16 protein-coding genes are annotated in these 17,885 nt (G+C 63.7%); 6 read left to right on the top strand and 10 right to left on the bottom strand.

The window, feature by feature from the left end:
• Nucleotides 1–2: 2 nt before the first annotated feature.
• From folP to dacB, 6 genes are read right to left on the bottom strand one after another with little or no spacing between them, the layout of a single operon-like run.
• Nucleotides 3–962 carry a dihydropteroate synthase gene (gene folP / locus QP941_RS05160; RefSeq protein ID WP_284868248.1) on the bottom strand — a complete coding sequence of 320 codons (960 nt, stop codon included), beginning with the start codon at nucleotides 960–962 and terminating at the stop codon, nucleotides 3–5.
• 37 nt (nucleotides 963–999) lie between these two features.
• Nucleotides 1,000–1,593, bottom strand: coding sequence for a GTP cyclohydrolase I FolE (gene folE, locus QP941_RS05155; RefSeq protein WP_005325658.1), 594 nt, complete (start codon nucleotides 1,591–1,593; stop codon nucleotides 1,000–1,002).
• Nucleotides 1,593–3,941, bottom strand: a complete 2,349-nt coding sequence (ftsH, locus tag QP941_RS05150) for an ATP-dependent zinc metalloprotease FtsH (protein ID WP_284868247.1) — start codon at nucleotides 3,939–3,941, stop codon at nucleotides 1,593–1,595. The genes folE and ftsH overlap by 1 nt, the downstream gene beginning before the upstream one ends.
• A 12-nt stretch (nucleotides 3,942–3,953) precedes the next feature.
• Nucleotides 3,954–4,541, bottom strand: a complete 588-nt coding sequence (gene hpt / locus QP941_RS05145) for a hypoxanthine phosphoribosyltransferase (RefSeq protein ID WP_284868246.1) — start codon at nucleotides 4,539–4,541, stop codon at nucleotides 3,954–3,956.
• Nucleotides 4,542–4,553: 12 nt separating this feature from the next.
• Complete coding sequence (tilS, locus tag QP941_RS05140) at nucleotides 4,554–5,504, bottom strand: tRNA lysidine(34) synthetase TilS (RefSeq protein ID WP_284868245.1); 951 nt, start codon at nucleotides 5,502–5,504, stop codon at nucleotides 4,554–4,556.
• The gene (gene dacB / locus QP941_RS05135) at nucleotides 5,494–6,780 is read right to left on the bottom strand and encodes a D-alanyl-D-alanine carboxypeptidase/D-alanyl-D-alanine endopeptidase (RefSeq protein ID WP_284868244.1); all 1,287 of its coding nucleotides are present in this window, start codon (nucleotides 6,778–6,780) and stop codon (nucleotides 5,494–5,496) included. The genes tilS and dacB overlap by 11 nt, the downstream gene beginning before the upstream one ends.
• Before the next feature lie 67 nt (nucleotides 6,781–6,847).
• Here dacB and QP941_RS05130 point away from each other — a divergent pair, with 67 nt between their 5' ends.
• Nucleotides 6,848–7,336 (top strand): inorganic diphosphatase, encoded by a 489-nt coding sequence (locus QP941_RS05130; RefSeq protein ID WP_234447349.1) that lies wholly within the window; start codon nucleotides 6,848–6,850, stop codon nucleotides 7,334–7,336.
• Nucleotides 7,337–7,546: 210 nt separating this feature from the next.
• Here QP941_RS05130 and QP941_RS05125 read toward each other — a convergent pair whose 3' ends face one another.
• The 3 genes from QP941_RS05125 to QP941_RS05115 form a co-directional block, all read right to left on the bottom strand.
• The gene (locus tag QP941_RS05125; RefSeq protein WP_284868242.1) at nucleotides 7,547–7,912 is read right to left on the bottom strand and encodes a hypothetical protein; all 366 of its coding nucleotides are present in this window, start codon (nucleotides 7,910–7,912) and stop codon (nucleotides 7,547–7,549) included.
• 151 nt (nucleotides 7,913–8,063) lie between these two features.
• Nucleotides 8,064–9,464 carry an FtsX-like permease family protein gene (locus QP941_RS05120; protein WP_284868241.1) on the bottom strand — a complete coding sequence of 467 codons (1,401 nt, stop codon included), beginning with the start codon at nucleotides 9,462–9,464 and terminating at the stop codon, nucleotides 8,064–8,066.
• Nucleotides 9,461–10,147: an ABC transporter ATP-binding protein gene (locus QP941_RS05115; RefSeq protein WP_040425408.1), complete on the bottom strand. Its 687-nt coding sequence runs from the start codon at nucleotides 10,145–10,147 to the stop codon at nucleotides 9,461–9,463. Before QP941_RS05115 ends, QP941_RS05120 begins: the two co-directional genes overlap by 4 nt.
• A gap of 110 nt (nucleotides 10,148–10,257) precedes the next feature.
• Here QP941_RS05115 and QP941_RS05110 point away from each other — a divergent pair, with 110 nt between their 5' ends.
• Together QP941_RS05110 and QP941_RS05105 are read left to right on the top strand one after the other, a co-directional pair.
• Nucleotides 10,258–10,950, top strand: coding sequence for a sensor histidine kinase (locus QP941_RS05110; RefSeq protein ID WP_005325646.1), 693 nt, complete (start codon nucleotides 10,258–10,260; stop codon nucleotides 10,948–10,950).
• A 3-nt stretch (nucleotides 10,951–10,953) separates the two neighbouring features.
• A complete protein-coding gene (locus QP941_RS05105; RefSeq protein WP_005325645.1) occupies nucleotides 10,954–11,610 on the top strand; it encodes a LuxR C-terminal-related transcriptional regulator in 657 nt (218 codons plus the stop codon).
• 287 nt (nucleotides 11,611–11,897) lie between these two features.
• Here QP941_RS05105 and QP941_RS05100 read toward each other — a convergent pair whose 3' ends face one another.
• Nucleotides 11,898–12,743 (bottom strand): hypothetical protein, encoded by an 846-nt coding sequence (locus tag QP941_RS05100; protein WP_284868239.1) that lies wholly within the window; start codon nucleotides 12,741–12,743, stop codon nucleotides 11,898–11,900.
• A gap of 414 nt (nucleotides 12,744–13,157) precedes the next feature.
• Between QP941_RS05100 and QP941_RS05095 the strand changes: the two genes are divergently transcribed.
• From QP941_RS05095 to QP941_RS05085, 3 genes are read left to right on the top strand one after another with little or no spacing between them, the layout of a single operon-like run.
• Nucleotides 13,158–13,454: a rhodanese-like domain-containing protein gene (locus QP941_RS05095; RefSeq protein ID WP_005325643.1), complete on the top strand. Its 297-nt coding sequence runs from the start codon at nucleotides 13,158–13,160 to the stop codon at nucleotides 13,452–13,454.
• Between the two features lie 37 nt (nucleotides 13,455–13,491).
• On the top strand, nucleotides 13,492–13,950 hold the full coding sequence (locus QP941_RS05090; RefSeq protein WP_284814469.1) for a MarR family winged helix-turn-helix transcriptional regulator: 459 nt from the start codon (nucleotides 13,492–13,494) through the stop codon (nucleotides 13,948–13,950).
• Entirely contained in the window at nucleotides 13,951–17,874 is a 3,924-nt protein-coding gene (locus tag QP941_RS05085; RefSeq protein ID WP_284868238.1) for a Pls/PosA family non-ribosomal peptide synthetase, read from the top strand.
• The last annotated feature ends 11 nt before the right edge of the window (nucleotides 17,875–17,885 follow it).

Below are 17,885 nucleotides of genomic sequence, written 5' to 3'. Positions count from 1 at the left end.
TTTTACTCCTTTGGGTTGCGCGGTAGGGCGGTGGATTTCATGGTGCCGTTGCCATCGGCGCCATTGCTATAGCTGCCGCTAGCATTGGCCCCGCCCGCGTAGCCGTTGCCGGCATTCCACGCAGCCGCAACATCGACGGCGTCGCGCGAGACGGCGACCTCGTGCACGCGCACACCCCACGCGCCCATCTGGGCGGAAATGGCGGTCACGGCCGCAGTCGCGGGATCGGCCAGCAGTGGGCTGGACTCCACGCCACGGTCCTCCCGGATGGCGGCGAGGAAGCGCTTGCGGGAGGCTCCCACCAGCACCGGGAATTCAGCGTCGAGGAACTCCGGCAGGGCCTTGAGCAGCGCCCAGTTATCCTGCGGGGTTTTGGCAAAGCCCAAGCCCGGATCGAGCACGATATTATCGCGGCGCACGCCGGCCGCCAGCGCGTTATTTGCCAGTCGCTCGAGGGTCTCATGCACATCGCGCACCACATCGCCACCGTGGTCGGCGCTACCGGCCGCGGAGCCAAAGGCGCCTTCCTGCAGCGTGCGCCAGTGCATCAGGCACACGGGCACGCCGGCCTCGGCCATCGCGCAATACATCTCCGGATCAGCCCGGCCACCGGAGACGTCATTAATCATGTCCACACCGGCCGCTGCCGCCGCGCGGGCCACCGAGGCCCGCATCGTATCCACGGAAGTGCGGATGCCCAGCTCGCTCAGCGCCTTAATGACGGGAACCACGCGGCGCTTTTCGTCCGCTTCTACCCGCACCGCACCCGGCCGGGTGGATTCACCACCGACGTCAATCATGTCCGCGCCCTGCGCCACGAGTTCGCGGGCGTGGTTAATGGCGGCATCGACGTCCAACCACTTACCGCCATCGGAGAAGGAATCCTCCGTGACGTTGACGATGCCCATCACCAGCGTGCGTTGGGCAATGGTCAGATCCGATACCGAAGTTGCCTGCTGCATGGCGTGCTCCTTCTCGCTTTCGTGGTAACCGGGGGACTTAGCTGCGAATCAGGCTGAGCACCTCGGCGCGGGAGGCGGCATTGTTCTTGAAGCCGCCGCGCACCGCGGAGGTGGTCGTCGTCGCCCCCGGCTTGCGGATGCCGCGCATGGCCATGCACAAGTGCTCGCACTCAATGACCACGATGACGGACTGCGCACCGAGCACCTCCACCAAGGCGTCCGCTACCTGCTGGGTGAGGCGCTCTTGGACTTGGGGGCGCTTAGCGTACATATCCGCCAGGCGGGCGAGCTTGCTCAAACCGGTGACGTGGCCGTCTTTGCCTGGGATGTAGCCGATATGCGCCACGCCGTAGAACGGCACCAAGTGGTGCTCGCAGGTGGAATAGATGGGGATATCGCGCACCAGAACTAATTCTTGGTGGTCCTCGGCGAAGGTTTTGTGCAGGACCTCGGTGGGATCCTCGTGCAGGCCGGCGAAGACCTCGCGGTAGGCGCGGGCCACGCGGGCCGGGGTTTCGCGCAAGCCCTCGCGGTCAGGGTCCTCCCCTACCGCAAGGAGCAGCTCACGCACCGCTGCCTCCGCTCGGTCTTGGTCGAAGGCGGCGCGAGCGGGAATGTGATTATCAGGCATTAGTTATCTTCTTGCTTGTCGTCCTCGCGCGCATAGGGGTTCTTGCGGCGATCCTTTTCGTCCCAGCCAGGGGTAAACCACTGGCTGGTATCAGCGTCCTGCTCTGCACCGGCATCCGGCTTGTGGTGCTTTCCACCACCGGTAGTGGGGCGTGCAGCCGGACGGGCGGTTGACTCGGAAGCCGGAGCAGACTGAGCATCGCGAGCCTGCTGGGCAGGCTGGCCCGGCGTGGGGTCCTCAGAATCCTTTGCGGGGCCGCTGCCCAACTCGCGGGCGGTGTCCGGGTCGACGTAATCGCCGGCGTGCTGACCAAAGTTGAAGCCCACCTCACCCTTCGGCTCTTCGCCGGCGAGGCGGCGCTCGCGGGCGGCTCGGGAGGCATCAAGAAGCGTCATGCGCTTAGGCAGCTCCTCGCCGCGCTCCTTCGCCAGCTCGACCGGGGTCTTCACTGGGGCGTAGCCAATCTGGCGCGGGAAGCGATCGTCCTCGCCTGGGAAGACGTCGAAGGCCTCGCGCGGCTCGATGCCGTCGAAAATGCGCTCCAAATCGGGGCGGCGCAGGGTTTCCTTCTCCAGCAGGGCCTCGGCCAGCTTGTCCAGGTAATGACGGTTATTGCGCAAGATGTCATAGGCCTGCTCGTGCGCGCGCTCGAGCAGGTAGCGCATCTGCTCATCAATCTTGGAGGCAACTTCATCGGAGTAATCGATGGAGCCGCCGCCACCCATCTGGCTGAAGGGATCTCCCTGCTCCTTGCCGTACTTTACGGTGCCCAGTTCCGGCGAGAAGCCGTACTCGGTGAGCATGGAACGAGCAATCTTGGTGGCGTTTTCAATATCGGAAGACGCACCGGTGGTCGGCGCACCGAAGACCAGCTCCTCGGCTGCGCGGCCACCCATGGCAAAGACCAAACGGGAGAAGAGCTCGTCGCGGGTGTACATGCCCTTGTCGTCTTCCTGGGAGGTCATGGCGTGGCCGCCGGTGCGACCGCGGGCCAGGATGGTGACCTTGTACACGCGCTCAATATCCTTGAGCGCCCACGCGGAAAGCGTGTGTCCGCCCTCGTGGTAAGCGGTGACCTTCTTCTCGTGCTCGGAGATGATCTTGCCCTGGCGGCGCGGTCCGCCCACGACGCGGTCGGTGGCCTCTTCCAAGGCGTCGTAGGTAATGACGTTGCCGCCAATGCGGGCGGTTAGCAATGCGGCCTCGTTGAGCACATTGGCCAGGTCCGCGCCGGACATGCCGGCGGTGCGCTTGGCCAGCTGCGCTACGTCAACCTCTTCTGCCAGCGGCTTATTCTTCGCATGCACGCGCAGGATCTGCTCGCGGCCGGCAAGATCCGGGTTGGTGACCGGAATCTGGCGGTCGAAGCGGCCCGGGCGCAGCAGCGCCGGATCGAGGATGTCCGGGCGGTTGGTGGCGGCGATGAGGATTACGCCCTCGCGGTCACCAAAGCCGTCCATTTCTACTAGGAGCTGGTTCAGGGTCTGCTCGCGCTCATCGTGGCCGCCGCCGGTGCCGGAGCCGCGCTGGCGGCCCACGGCGTCGATCTCGTCCACGAAGATAATGCAGGGGCTATTTTCCTTCGCCTGCTTGAACAGGTCGCGCACGCGGGAGGCACCCACGCCAACGAACATCTCCACAAAGTCAGAACCGGAGATGGAATAAAACGGCACGCCGGCCTCGCCAGCCACGGCGCGGGCCAGCAAGGTCTTACCGGTACCCGGAGGTCCGTAGAGCAGCACGCCGCGCGGGATCTTGGCACCCAGGTCGTGGTAGCGGGTGGGGTCTTCCAGGAAGTCTTTGATCTCCTGTAGCTCGTCCACGGCCTCATCCGCGCCGGCCACGTCCTCGAAGGTATTGGTCGGCATATCCTTGGTCAGTTCCTTGGCCTTGGAGCCACCGATGCCAAACATGCCACCAGCGCCCTGCTGCATGCGGGACATGAGCCAGAAGAGCACGCCGAAGAGGATGATCATCGGCAGCAGCATGCTGAGCATGGAGCCCAAGAAGGATTCCTGCGTGACATTGGTCTGGTACTTCTCGGCACCGGAATCCTTGACGGCGTTAAAGACCTGCTCGGAGGCGCGGGCCGGGTACTTGGCCACGATCTCCTGCACGCCGTCGCGCTCGTCTACCGTGATTTCGTCCTTGAGCTTGATGCGCAGGCGCTGCTCGCGGTCATCGATTTCCACCTCATCGACGTTTTTGTCCTTGAGCTGGGTCAGCGCAACGGAGGTATCCGCTTGCACGTAGCCGCGGGCGTCGTTGCTAAAGAAGGTAAAGGCGTACAGCGCGATAAGGATAAGCGCCGCTATCCCGCCGTAGCGAAGAATCTTGTTGTTTTTCATTACTGCGCGATTTTAGTTGGTGGTATAGACATCGGGGTGGAGGGTGCCCACGTAGGGGAGATCGCGGTAGCGTTCCGCATAGTCCAGCCCGTAGCCGATGACGAATTCATTCGGGATATCAAATCCGACATCCAGCAGATCAATATCGGCCTTGACTACCTCCGGCTTGCGCAGCAGGGTAACCACATTCAGCGAGGCAGGGCTGCGGCCTTCCAGGTTGCGGATGAGCCACGACAGGGTGAGGCCGGAATCGATGATGTCCTCCACGATGAGCACGTTGCGCCCGGCAATATCGCGGTCCAAATCCTTCAAAATGCGCACCACGCCGGACGAGGAAGTGGAGGCACCGTAGGAGGATACGGCCATAAACTCCAGCTCGGAGGGGATAGATAGCTTGCGCGCAAAGTCCGTGAGGAAGAATGCGGCGCCCTTGAGCACGCAGACCAACAGCAGGTCTTGCTCAGAGTCGGCATACTTTTGCGAGACCATATCCGCGAGTTCTTGGACGCGGCTTTGCAGTTCCTCTTCTCCAATGAGGATTGCTTCTACATCGTCACCGTAGCGGTTTGCGGGAACGGCGAAGTCTTTCTTGTCGTGCACGTGTGCGCTCCTTTAATGACCAGACAATAGTGCCAGTTTGCCACCTATACGGGCTACTTCCAACCTCTGCCCCACCTGCCGCGCCGATCGCACGGCCACCGGGCCTTGCCCGTGCCAGTGGGTGCACAGCTTGCCGACGTCCCCCACTCCCCTCCTTGTTACCTCTACTCCCTCGCTAACCAGCCACGCCGCGATTGCCCGCCGGCGCCGCGGCTCCGCCATCGCCGCCAGTTCGGCGCAGTCGGTGGTGGGTGGGGTGCGCAGGGCGGAGTCGTCAAGCGCGGCGTCGCCTGCTGCTTGCGCCAGCGCTGGCACCGCGTCCCCGCCGATGATGCGGCTCAACTGCGGAATGACCTCGTGGCGCAACGCCACGCGGCGGAAATTCGTGTCCGCGTTCTGCGGGTCCTGCCACGCCGATAGGCCCAACTCCGCGCAGGCGCCCTCGGTATCGGCGCGGCGCACGTTCAGCAGCGGCCGCACCACGCGTGTGCCTTCGACCTCGCTGCGCTCGCTCATGCCGGTCACTCGCCCGCGCAGCGCGCCGAGCAGCAGTGTTTCCGCTTGGTCATCGGCCGTATGCGCCACGGCCACCTCTAAGCCTTCGTCTGCGCATGCGGCGGCCAGTGCCCGATACCGCGCCGCTCGCGCGGCCGCCTCCATCGACTCTGCCCCCGCTGCAGCGCTCGCCTCAACGCTAAGCACCTGCGCCCGCGCGCCCAGCGTTCGGGCCTGTTCGGCCGCGCGCTCGGCCTGCGTCCTCGAGCCGTCTTGCAACCCGTGGTCCACGCACAGCGCGAGCACGTCGTGCCCCTCCGCGACCAGCGCCGCCATGAGAGCCAGCGAATCCGCGCCCCCGGACAGCCCCACCGCCACTGGGTGGTCAAGGCCAGCGGCGCGCACGCCGCGCCGACACGCTAGAAAATGCGGCGAAACCCGCGGCCAGAACGGCTTATTAGAACTCATGCAGTGCAGAAGCCAATGCGTCTTGCGCCTTGCGGGCGGCCAAGATATCGCCGTCATTCACAAGGAAGGCAAAGGCATATACGCGCCCGGAATTGCCCTGCGCGGTGCCGGCCAAGGCCGAGACCCCAGTCAGCGTGCCGGTCTTAGCGCGCACGTAGCCCTTGGCCGCGGAATCGCCGTAGCGCTCGTACAGCGTGCCATCGCCGCCGGCCACCGGCAGGTAAGACACCAGCGGGCGCAGGCGCGGATCCTTGACCGCGCCATTAATGAGCTCCGTCAACAGCCCGGCGGTGAGCCGATTGTCCACCGAGAGCCCGGAATTATCCTTTATGTCGACGCCCTCGACGTCGAAGCCCTCTTCCCGCAGCACCTCCAGCGTGGCCTGCGTATCGCCTTCAAAGCTGGCTTCCTTGCCTCGGGACATCGCCAGCTCACGCGCAATGGCCTCGGCCATGACGTTATCGGAATGGCGCACCATTTCTCGGGCGCGGTCCGCGAGCGGCGGCGAATCCACGCTCGCCACTTCCTGCGCGTTCTCCGCCACAGAGCCCATGCCTACCTTGCCCGCGCCGAGGCGATCGCCTAGCTGCTTAGCGACGTCCAAAGCTGGCGCATGACTCCTCGGCACGTCCCCCGTCGTCGCGCCCAGACGACCACCGTAGAGCATGGCCGGTTCCATTGGAGCTACGAAGCCGCCGTCCACGTTCTCCGGATCCCAGCCCGGGGCCTGCGCCTCGCCGGACCACACGGAGGTATCGATGTAGACGCCATCGACCTGCTCGACGTTTTTCGAAATTTGCTCGGCCAAATCATCGAGCTGTTCGTGCGTCATCCACACATCGCCCGCGGCTTTAATAACCACGTTCTTTTCGTTCGACCCGCGGTAGACCTTGGTGGTGATTTTCTCATTCTCATCCAGCGCCAGCGTCGCCGCCGCAGTGGTGAGGACCTTCGTGGACGAGGCCGGGGTAAGCCGCTTATCCGCGTCGCGCTGCCACACCACGTCACCGGTTTCGGTATCGATCACCTCGCCGCCGAAAGTGGCAAGGTCTTTATTCTTAGCGAGCTCATCCAGCTTCGCGCTCAGCGCATCCAGGTCTGCCTCGCCCGGCTGTGCTGCGCTCAACGGCTCCTCAGGAGCCTCGACCGCCTGTGCCTCCCCGTGGGAGAGATCGCCATATTCGCGCTGGAGGGTAACGCCCAGCGCAGCCGTACCTCCGACCGCTGCCGCTACCACGAGCGCGGTCGCTGACCACCAAACATGCTTTGCTTTCATTGCCTTTAACCCTAGCGCGAATCCGCAACGCGCTAGACTATGGGCAGTAATTGATACCCAATCCCCCATGGAGGACATCGCTGTGAGCGTTGAAGTAACCATTGAAATCCCGAAGGGCTCCCGCAACAAGTACGAGGTTGACCACGAGTCCGGCAAGGTCTACCTCGACCGTTACCTGTTCACCCCGATGGCTTACCCGGCTGACTACGGCTTCATCGACCACACCCTGGGCGAGGACGGCGACCCGCTCGACGCCCTGGTCATCCTGCCGGAGCCGGTCTTCCCGGGCGTAGTCGTTGAGGCCCGCATCGTCGGCGTCTTCAAGATGACCGACGAGGCCGGCGGCGACGACAAGCTGCTCGCCGTCATCGATGACCCGCGCTGGGAGCGCTACCAGGACATCAACGATGTGGAGCAGCACATCAAGGACGAAATCGAGCACTTCTTCGTCCACTACAAGGACCTGGAGCCGAACAAGGAAGTCACCGGCTCCGGCTGGGGCGACAAGGCCGAGGCAGAGAAGATCCTCGAAGAGGCTAAGGCTCGCTTCAAGTAAGCGCTTCTGCCGCACGCTAACGGCGGCACTGTGAAGGTACGTTTCCGCAGACGGTAGGGACCGAAGAGGTTTCCCACCGCGCGCCGAAGCGTACCTTTCGCGTTTTCCGACTAATCACTGTCGTTAACGGTAAATAGTGGCGAAAAATAGCGTGTTTCGGGGCGTTATTTGCCGTGAACGTCAAAGGCACTCGTGGACGAAAACCGCGCCTTAGAAGCCACAATGGGAGGCAAGCCAGCCGTCGAGCTCAGATTCCGGGGCATCAGGAGCGATGGGGTCCTCGGCGAACTCCTCGCCTGTGCACGCCTTGTCCTTGGCAGTAGTGAGCATGAGCGAGCGGCCGTCCGGGTAATCCAGCACCACGTTGGCGGAGGCGTAGCCGGCGATCGGCTCGCCGAAGGTGCGCACGTTCTCCAGGCCGCGGAAGGTCAGGAGGGTGACTTCGGCGGAGGAGGCGGCGTCGACGGCGGCAACGAGGAGCTCCGCGTTGGTCGGGTCCTCTTTGAAGGCCTCGCGGGCGCGCTGAAATTCTTCGCTCGCGCCATAGATTCCGGTATACGCTGCGGTATCCACCATCGAGGTGTTGATGTGTTTTTCGCTGGCGTTGAAAAGAAAATAGGGCTAGCCCAGCAGCGCCCCGCCATAGGAGGGGCCGAGGAAGTACACGGCGGCGAGCACCGCGATAAAGGCAACGCCGAAGAGTCCGCCAAAATTTTCAGCACAGTTTTCATTCTTTTCGACCTCCTGTGCGCAGCACGTAGCCGCGCAACGGTTCAACAAGGACAATGGCAAGAAGCGTGACCACCCAGCCCACCGCCAGGAAGCCGAAGGCCATAAGCAGGCGAGCGCTCACATCGACGTCGCTTTGCTCGACGTTGGAGAAGAACATCAGCGAAGCAATTCCGCCGCCGAAGAGAAAACCGAAGAAGCTCAAGGCCACGACCGGCCCCATGACGGTCAGCGCCCCGGAGCGGAACTGGAAGCCGCGCGGCACGCCCATCAAATCCAGAGAGCGGATGAGCTCCTTGTCCTCGAAGATGCCGGAAACCTGACCCAGGATGATGGACATGGTGGTCAACGTGAAGCCGAAGACGAGGGTTAGTACAACGCCAGTGGAGATGTCCTTGAACACCACGTTCATCCCGGGATCTTCTTTGACCACCGAGGCCAAGGCATCGGAGCCCAGGGGCGCGGCGACGAGGAAGCCGGCCAGGTAGCCGAAGAAGCCGATGGCAGCGCTGCGCCGCCATGCCGGGCGGGCATTGCCCGCCACGCGCTTGCAGGCCACGAAGTGCGCGGTTCCGGGGAGGAGGGAGAAGACGTGCGCGCCCAGCTGCAGGATGAAAGGCGCGATGAGGTTGATGCTCATCAGCATGCCAAACATGACCACGATGACCATCGCGGTGGGCGGGCCCGCCTTGCCCGTGAGGAACACGCCGCCGACTGCCACGATGATGAGGAAGACGATGGCGCGCCACCAGCGGTAGGCCGCGGGCATCTGGCGTTTGGCCACACCCAGCGGGCTCACCCGCACGCGGCGCATGCCGTACAGTGCCGCGCCGATGGCCAGGAGGAAGAGCACGCCGGCCACAGCTATATATCCCCACCAGGGCAGCAGAATCTCTGTCAGGTCAATGGGCCGCATCTGGAAGTCCAGCTGGGTAAAGACCGGTGCGACGAGTAGGCTAATCAGCCCGCCGAGCACGATGCCGATCACCGCCTGGAGGCCGGTTTCCACAATGGCCATGCGCTCCACCTGGCTGGAGCTTAAGCCCAGCAGGCGCAGGGTGGCCAGGCGCTGCTCCCTGCCGGACGCACCCAGGACGGCGGCCTGCGAGGTGAGGTTAAACAGCGCGGGAAGGATGAACGCGCAGGCAAAGAGAGCCAGGGCGAACCAGGGATAGAGGAAGGCCTCCATGTCGTTGCCAAAGGCCTCCTTGAGGGCGGGCGCGGCGTCCTCGACGTGCTGGGCGCGCTCCCAAAACATCCAGGTACCACCCGCAACCAAAAAGGCGATGGCGGAACCGATGGTCAGGCTCACAATCGCCAATAGAGAGACGATGCCCGTGCCCGAGCGCGCGCGAATGGATTCGCGCTGCAGGTCCATAACTAGGGTCGCGGTGTTCATCGAATCACCCCAAGGCGGCGGTCGTCGTGAATGATGCCATCGCGAATCTCCACGCGGCGCTGCATCCAATCGGCCACCTTCGGGTCATGCGTGACCATGACCAGGCTGGCACCCGACTGGCGCACGATGGTCGTGAGCATCTGCATCACCTCGTGGCCGGTGGACTGGTCCAGCGCACCGGTGGGCTCGTCGGCGAAGACGATGCCCGGATTTGCCACCAGTGCACGCGCGATGGTCACGCGCTGCGCCTGGCCACCGGAGACCTGCGCCGGGCGACGATCCGCCAAACCGCCAAGGCCAAGCTGATCAAGAAGCTCCATCGCGCGCTTGCGGGCAGCCCCACGCGATACTCCGTTGAGCATGGCGGGCAGCGCCACGTTGTCCACGTTGCTCAGCTCCGGCAGCAGCTGGCCGTCTTGGAAGACGAAGCCGAAGTTGCGCAGGCGGGTGCGGGAGCGGGGGCCGTCGCCAAGCGCGGAGAGCTCCTCGTCGCCGTAGCGCACGCTGCCGTGCGTAGGCGTCAGCACGCCGGACATGCAGTGCAGCAGCGTGGATTTGCCGGAGCCGGACGGCCCCATGACGGCCACGAGCTCGCCCGGTTCAATGTCGAGGGAGATTCCAGCGAGCACCGGGCCGCCGCCGAAATCCTTGGTGATGTCTGTCAGGGAAAGTGTCTTTGCCATGTCTCTCATTCCACCGTGCCGGGCCCGCGGAAAGAACAGCCCTAGCGTTGCTCTTTAAGGTAGTGCCAGCACTACCCCTGCAGTTCGGGGCGCCCGTTATGCTGTGAACCGTGTTCCGTAAAAAGCCCCAACCCACCACGCACGAGCAGCAGCAGGCGCAGCAGATTGCGCAGCTCACGGCCTCGCGGCGCGCCATCGCGGACGCCTACGAGGTGGAGCGCGCCCGCATCGAGCGCGACCTGCACGACGGCGCGCAGCAATACCTCGTGGCCGCGAGCATGAAGTTGGGCGAGGCTCTTCTCGACGCCCCCGCTGACCTCACCGAGCTCCTCACCGCTGCAAAGCAGGACGTGGACCGCGGCCTGAATTCCCTGCGCGCCACGGTGCACGGTATTCACCCACAGGTGCTGCAGGATCACGGCCTGGTCGCCGCGCTTGCCGACGCCGCCTCCTCCCACGGCCCCCACGTCAGCGTCTTCGCCCCGCATCCTCTGCCTGAGCTCTCCGCCTCCGTGCTGGCCTGCGGCTATTTCTTCGGCACGGAAGCTTTGACGAATGCGGCCAAGCATGCGCCGGGCGCGCCAGTTTCGGTGCTGGTGACCTCGGACGATTCGCTGCGCATCACCGTGGTGGATGAGGGCCACGGCGGCGCACAGGTCGTCCCCGGGCACGGCCTGGCGGGGATGGCCGAGCGTCTTGCTGCCTTCGGTGGAGAAATGTCTTTGTCCTCACCGCCTGGCGGCCCGACCCGGGTGGCCGGGTCCATTCCCCTTCTTCTCGATCGCGGACAGCCAGGAGTGTAAAAGATGAGCTTAAGGATTGTGGTAGCGGATGACTCCGCCATTCTGCGCGAGGGCCTGGCCGGCCTGTTGGAGCGCCGCGGGCACTCTGTAGTGGGCCAGGCTTCCTCTGCTCCTTCGCTCGAGGCTGTGGTGGATAAACTGCGCGACGACCTGCCGGACATCGTCATCACGGACGTGCGCATGCCGCCGGGCATGGGCGACGATGGTTTGAAAGCCGCCGTGAATTTGAGAAACGCCTACCCGGGCCTGCCCGTCATGGTGCTCTCCCAGTACGTAGCCCCTGCATATGCGGTGGAGCTCTTCGACTCCCCCGAGGCCGGCACCGGCTACCTTTTGAAGGACCGTGTCTCCGAGGTGCGCGACTTCCTGGCCAGCCTGGACGTGGTGGCCCAGGGCGGCACCGTCATCGACCCCACCGTGGCTCAAGCTCTCATGAGCTCCGGACGCAGCGGCTTGGGCGAGCTCAGCCCGCGCGAGCGCGAGGTTCTCGAATTAATGTCCCGCGGCAAGTCCAACAAGGACATCGCCGCCGAGCTCGTTTTATCCGCCGCCGCGGTGGCCAAGCATGTCTCCAACATCTTCACCAAGCTTCGCTTAGACCCCAGCGAGGACAACCGCCGCGTCAAGGCGATTCTGGAGTACCTCTCCGCGCACCGTTAAAACGCGCACGCAGGCCTGCGCGGGGCCAGCGCCGTGTGCGTCACTTTGACCCGATGCGCCACTCAAGAATCGCCGCGGGCAGCCCGCACGACGCTCACGGTAAATAGCGCGCAACCCCCATGTTCCGGCGCTATTTGCCATGAACAACATTGACTCCTCACACGAACCGACGATCCAAGTGCCACAGCCAGATCCGTGGCTTGCACCTGCGTGCTCTCCGCCAAAATTCGTTCTTCAACACGACGAATCACGCGGTCCCTCGCATCCAAATTCTGAGCAGTCGTGGCCTAACTTTCTGGTCGGATTGTACTCTGATTCAGCAAGGTGCGAGTTTTAACCTTCACAAGGTTGAGATTCCACAATCGGGCCTCATCGACCATAGCGAATTCGGTGGTTTCCTCATCCGAGATGTCGACTTCGACGGTGACAGCATTGTCTGCGGAAGAAATGACGGTGTAGTTAAGCCCTTCAAGCCTGTCAATTAAGGTAGTGACCGCTTCGCTTCTCGGGGAGGTCTTGCCCGAAAGCGCAGTGGCAAAATCAACGAGCTTTTTCTCACCGGGTGCTTCATCGCCACTGTCGATGAAGCAATATTGCTGAATTGGCGATCCATCCTCTACAGGGGCAATGAAATGATCTTCCGCTGAACCAACTTTCGTAACCGTAAGCGTCCCCGTGACGTCCTCAAACGCTAGCTGCTCCCGTGGACTGCGGTTATTGCAGGCAAAGTGAATGGTGTCGCCTTCCGTTTTGGTGATAACAATCCCTGAATCGCCAGTCATGTATTCGTAGGCGGGTTCGACACCTTCCCAATAACTATGCAGGTACTCGTTGAAAACACTCAACAAGCCTGACTTTTGTCCGGTTCGCAGACGAAAGCTTGCGCTATTGCTAACGCCATCGGTAAGACGAATGCTGTTTTCTGTCTCTTTATCAATGAGTAGGAACTCAGCACCAAAGGTCTTAAGCCTCATTGCAGTGGGTGCCGTTCCTTGACGGACTGCAAATTCAAGGCTCAGGTTATATTCGCTGTGAGGCTCGAGGTCCACGCCGATACGGCTTTCTATGGTAATGCCGTCGATTTCAAGCGTGCCTTGTCGAAGCTCTGTCCGCATATCTGTCAGATCTTCCATCAAAGGTTTACCTTTCAATTCAGATGAATGTTGAAAACGCGGTGGAGAAGACCCACTCTCGACATGAACAGAAAGCCGTACCGTGGGCTGTACGCCACTCTAATCACGACCAAGACAGGTTCGCCTGAATTCATCTCAGTTGCCGCTGGAAATTGATGCCCTGCGCACATCCGCCGCGAATGCCAAGGACTTGGTCCAAGGCATACTTTAAACCTCGACTACAAGGGCTAAGCGCTGAAGCAGACAACCGTTTGCGCTACAAATCTGGCGGGACAAGAGCTAAAGCTGCTGGAACAGGCAATTGACGCAACGGGCCGAGCACACAGTTTTCCGCCGCGCCTGGTTGCTCACGACTCTTCTCGGACGCGGCACGCGGAGCAGCACAAGGCCCTATGCGTGACTAGGGTATGAAGCATGAAAAACGTTCAACCAACTGAAGTACCAGAAGGCGCTCAGCTCATTGATGTCCGCGAGAATGATGAGTGGGCGGTGGAGCGCGCGAAGGGCGCGACCCATATCCCGATGAGTGAGATTACGGGTCGCATCCAGGAAATCGACCCGGACAAGGACATCTACGTCATCTGCCACGCAGGCGGCCGCAGCATGCAGGTCTGCCAGTATCTGGAGCATGCGCTGGGCTGGGACACCATTAACGTCGATGGCGGCACGGATAAGTGGAAGGCTGCCGGGCTTCCCATTGAAACGGATTAATTGGCCTTAACCAATCTTTTGGGATTATTATGATGGTATGGCTTCCACGAATAATTCTGTAATCCCAACTGCCCTGCTCGAATCCCCGTCGTTCCAGCTGGAGCGCCTCCGCCGCCGCACCCGCGATGGCGTCGAGGCCGCCCTGCAGACCAAGCAGACGACGCTGCGCGAGTACTGGGTCCTTACCTGCCTGGTGGACGCGGATGCCGCGTCGCAGTCCTACCTCTCCGAGACCCTGGCCATTGATGCTTCTGACATGGTGCGTCTTATCGATGCCCTCGAGGACCGCGGCTGGGCCAAGCGCGAGCGCGATCCGAAGGATCGCCGCCGCCAGATTGTCGCGTCCACCAAGAAGGGCACGAAGGTCCACAAGGACCTGGCGGAGCTTGTTGCCACTGCCGAGGACGAGGCCTTGGATGAGTCCACCAATAAGCAGCTCAAGCACCTGAGAAAGTTGGCCAAGTCCATCATCGCCGCGGACGAAGAAGAGGCATAAATGGCGGGCCCCGAATCGCTCGTCCCGCAGCAGTACCTTCTAGGTAGCGCGGCACCGCGGCCGCGCACGCTGTGGGACATCATCACCACCACCGCGGAGATGCACCCAGATGCCGCCGCGCTGGACGACGGCGAAATCATCACCTACTCCGAGCTCATCCACGAGGTCGAGCTGTGGGCCACCGAGCTGCACGCCAATGGCGTGCGCCGGGGCGATCGCATCGGCATCCGGATGACCTCCGGCAAGCGCGAGCTCTACCTCGCCATTTTGGCGACCCTGGCGGCGGGCGCGGCCTACGTGCCTGTCGACGCCGACGACCCAGACGAGCGCGCCGAGATGGTCTTCGGCGAGGCCGATATCGATGGCGTCTTTACAGATGAAGGCTTCCGCTTCCTGCGCGATTCCGCGCGCCCATACGCCCCCGACAGGTCCGCCGAGGAGCCGGCCGAGAACCCCAATGCCCCGCGCCCAGAAGACACCGCGTGGATCATCTTCACCTCCGGTTCCACCGGCAAGCCGAAGGGCGTGGCCGTGAGCCACCGCTCCGCGGCCGCCTTCGTGGACGCCGAGGCCAGCCTCTTTTTGGTCAATCACCCGCACGGGCCACTCGGCCCGGAGGATCGTGTGCTCGCCGGGCTGTCCGTCGCCTTCGATGCCTCCTGTGAGGAAATGTGGCTGGCCTGGGGCCACGGCGGCTGTTTGGTCCCGGCGCCGCGATCTCTGGTGCGCTCCGGCATGGACTTGGGCCCGTGGCTCATCCGCCGCGATATCACCGTTGTGTCCACCGTGCCTACCTTGGCAGGCCTGTGGCCAGCCGAGGCGCTGGATAATATCCGCCTGCTCATCGTCGGCGGCGAAGCCTGCTCGCAGGAGCTGGTGGACCGCCTGGCCACCGAGGACCGCGAGATGTGGAATACCTACGGCCCTACTGAGGCCACCGTTGTCGCCTGTGCGCAGCAAATGCTGCCCGGACGGCCGGTGTCCATTGGCTTGCCGTTGAATGGGTGGGACCTGGTGGTCGTCGACAAGCAGGGCATGCCTGTGGAAATGGGCGGCGTCGGCGAGCTGGTGATCGGCGGCGTGGGACTGGCGTCCTACCTGGATCCGGCCAAGGATGCGGAGAAGTACGCCCCGCTGGAGTCGATGGGCTGGCAGCGTGCGTATCGCACCGGTGACCACGTGCGCCTGGAGGAGGACGGGCTGTACTTCGTCGGCCGCGTGGATGACCAGGTGAAAATTGGCGGGCGCCGCATCGAGCTCGGCGAAGTCGAAGCCAACGTTGCGGCCCTGGATAATGTCTATAACTCGGCCGTGGCCGTGCAAAAGACCCCCGGCGGCGAGTCCGTCCTGGTGGGCTATGTCTCCCTCGAGGATGAGGCCAAGGGCTTCGATCACGAGGCCGCGCACGCCCGCCTGGCCGATACCATGCCGGCCGCACTCGTCCCGCGCATCTGCGTGATGGAAGAACTGCCGGTGCGCACCTCCGGCAAGGTAGATAAGAAGGCCCTGCCGTGGCCGCTGCCCGGAGTGGGCGTGGAATCGACCACGCTGACCGAGACCGAGAAGTGGCTCGCGGAGCTGTGGGTAGAAACCCTCGGCGTGTCCGTGGAAGACGAGAACGCCGACTTTTTCTCGCTCGGCGGCACCTCGCTGGCGGCCGCGACCCTCGTGGGCCATATCAGGGAGCGCTACCCCACCGTGGCCGTGCGCGACCTCTACGACCACCCGCGCTTGGGCTCGCTGGCCGAGCTCATTGCGGGAGCCGAACCGCGCCCCGCGGCTGCCGATGCCCCCATGCGCGAGGTCACCAAGGTCGGCTTCGGCACCCGCCTCGCCCAGACCCTGATTCAGATTCCCGTCATGACGCTGGCCGCCTCCAGCTGGCTGGCATGGCTCATGCTGGGTTCCACCGTGGCAGCATCGCTGGGCTTTGAGTGGGCCGCGGCCTATCCGTGGTGGCTGGTCATCGCCATGCTCATCGTCTTTGTCACCCCCGTCGGCCGCATCCCCATTGGCGGCTACGGTGCGCGTCTTATTACGGCCGGAATTAAGCCGGGCGATTACCCGCGCGGCGGTTCGACGCACCTGCGCATCTGGGCGGCCGAGCGCTGGGCTACTGCCTCCGGCGCGAGCTCGCTGGCCGGTGCCACGCGCGTAAATAACTACGCCCGCGCGCTCGGCGTCAAGGTCAAGCGCGGCGTGGACCTGCACTCCCTGCCGCCGGTGACCGGTCTGCTCACCTTGGGCAAGCACGCCGCCATCGAGCCCGAAGTGGACCTCTCCGGTTATTGGCTGGATGGCGATATCCTGCACGTGGGCGCCATCGACGTCAAGGAAGGCGCTCGCGTGGGCGCGCGCTCCACGCTGCTGCCTGGCACCGTGGTGGGCAAGTATGCCCACGTGGAGGCCGGTTCCACCGTTACCGGCCGCAAGAAGATCAAGGACGGACAGCGTTGGTCCGGCTCGCCTGCCCAAAAGGTGGGTCGCTCCAAGCACCGCTTCCCATCCCATACGCCCAAGCGCCGGCCGTGGTGGGTGGCCATTTATGACGCCACCTCCATCCTTCTCGCCATCCAGCCGGTTGTTGCGCTGGCGATAGGCGCGGCCGTCGTGCTCGCCCTTGTGCATTACACGGACGGCGATAGCTTCGTCGGTGCGGTCTTCTTCGCGCCCGTTGGCGCGCTCGCGGCCTTTGCCACCTATATGCTGCAGACCTGGCTGGGCGTGCGCATTCTCTCGCTGGGCATTAGCCCAGGCGTAGCACCCGTTCGCTCGGCCAAGGGCTGGCGCCTGTGGGCCATCGAGCGCCTCATGGACGAGGCCCGCACCAAGCTCTTTCCGCTCTATGCCTCCCAGCTGACCCCAGCGTGGCTGCGCTCGCTCGGCGCGGAGATTGGCGCCAACGTGGAAATCTCCACCGCGGTCATGATCCCCAAGCTCACCGAGGTCAAAGAAGGTGCCTTCCTGGCCGATGACACCATGATCGGCGGCTACGAGCTCGGCGGCGGCTGGATGCGCACCGGCGAGACCAAGGTGGGCAAGCGCTCCTTCGTGGGTAACTCCGGCATCACCGCGCCCGGCCGCAAGCTGTCCAAGAACTCGCTGGTTGCCGTTCTTTCTTCTACCCCGAAGAAGACGAAGGCCGGCGCCAACTGGTGGGGTGCACCGCCAGAGCGCATGCGCCGCGTGACCGTAGAGGTGGACTCCCCCGCCAACTCGGGTGAGGCGCTGACCTATAACCCGGGCTTTGCCGTCAAGGCCGCCCGCGGTGTGGTGGAAACCATGCGCCTTTTGGCACCGATGTTTTCTGCCATGCTGCTCGCGGCAACCCTCAGCGTCTACGACTCGCTTCTCGACGCCCTCGGCTTCCCCCTCACCTGGCTCCTCTCCGGCCTCGTGCTCATGGGCATGGGTGCGGTAGCCATGGCCGTCACCGTCGCGGTGAAGTGGATCTGCGTGGGCAGGCACCGCGCGGCCGACCACCCGCTGTGGTCCGCCTTTGTCTGGCTCAATGAGCTGCAGGATACCTTCGTGGAGGTCGTCGCCGCGCCGTGGTTCTTCCAGCACACCTACGGCTCCGGCGAGATCAACCTGGGCCTGCGCGCCCTCGGCGTAGAAATCGGCCGTGGTGCGTGGATCGATTCCTACTGGTTCCCAGAAACGGACCTCATCCGCATCGGTGAGGCCGCCACCGTGGGCCCTGGCACTGTGGTGCAAACCCACCTTTTCCAGGACCGCGTGATGAGCCTCGATACTGTCACCATCCAGGACGGCTCCACGCTGGCCGCCCACTCGGTGACATTGCCGGCCTCGCTCATCGGCACGGCTTCTACCGTAGGCCCCGGCTCCCTGGTGATGCGCGGTGACCGGGTGCCCACCAACGCTGTATGGCAAGGCAACCCCATCGAGCCGTGGAAGCGCTAGGCCACCGGCAG

The organism is Corynebacterium sp. MSK150 (genome assembly GCF_030229215.1).
In the GTDB taxonomy this organism is placed as follows: domain Bacteria; phylum Actinomycetota; class Actinomycetes; order Mycobacteriales; family Mycobacteriaceae; genus Corynebacterium.
Note: the sequence above shows the minus strand (reverse complement) of the source record. Positions and strands in the feature narration are given on the sequence as shown.

Excerpts from the sequence above, each read along its gene's own strand:
- dacB (WP_284868244.1), bottom strand. The coding sequence starts at position 6,780 with ATGAAAGCAAAGCATGTTTGGTGGTCAGCGACCGCGCTCGTGGTAGCG.
- QP941_RS05090 (WP_284814469.1), top strand. The coding sequence starts at position 13,492 with ATGGCTTCCACGAATAATTCTGTAATCCCAACTGCCCTGCTCGAATCC.
- QP941_RS05100 (WP_284868239.1), bottom strand. The coding sequence starts at position 12,743 with ATGGAAGATCTGACAGATATGCGGACAGAGCTTCGACAAGGCACGCTT.
- QP941_RS05130 (WP_234447349.1), top strand. The coding sequence starts at position 6,848 with ATGGAGGACATCGCTGTGAGCGTTGAAGTAACCATTGAAATCCCGAAG.
- QP941_RS05085 (WP_284868238.1), top strand. The coding sequence starts at position 13,951 with ATGGCGGGCCCCGAATCGCTCGTCCCGCAGCAGTACCTTCTAGGTAGC.
- QP941_RS05095 (WP_005325643.1), top strand. The coding sequence starts at position 13,158 with ATGAAAAACGTTCAACCAACTGAAGTACCAGAAGGCGCTCAGCTCATT.
- ftsH (WP_284868247.1), bottom strand. The coding sequence starts at position 3,941 with ATGAAAAACAACAAGATTCTTCGCTACGGCGGGATAGCGGCGCTTATC.
- tilS (WP_284868245.1), bottom strand. The coding sequence starts at position 5,504 with ATGAGTTCTAATAAGCCGTTCTGGCCGCGGGTTTCGCCGCATTTTCTA.
- QP941_RS05120 (WP_284868241.1), bottom strand. The coding sequence starts at position 9,464 with ATGAACACCGCGACCCTAGTTATGGACCTGCAGCGCGAATCCATTCGC.
- folP (WP_284868248.1), bottom strand. The coding sequence starts at position 962 with ATGCAGCAGGCAACTTCGGTATCGGATCTGACCATTGCCCAACGCACG.
- QP941_RS05115 (WP_040425408.1), bottom strand. The coding sequence starts at position 10,147 with ATGGCAAAGACACTTTCCCTGACAGACATCACCAAGGATTTCGGCGGC.
- QP941_RS05125 (WP_284868242.1), bottom strand. The coding sequence starts at position 7,912 with ATGGTGGATACCGCAGCGTATACCGGAATCTATGGCGCGAGCGAAGAA.
- folE (WP_005325658.1), bottom strand. The coding sequence starts at position 1,593 with ATGCCTGATAATCACATTCCCGCTCGCGCCGCCTTCGACCAAGACCGA.
- QP941_RS05105 (WP_005325645.1), top strand. The coding sequence starts at position 10,954 with ATGAGCTTAAGGATTGTGGTAGCGGATGACTCCGCCATTCTGCGCGAG.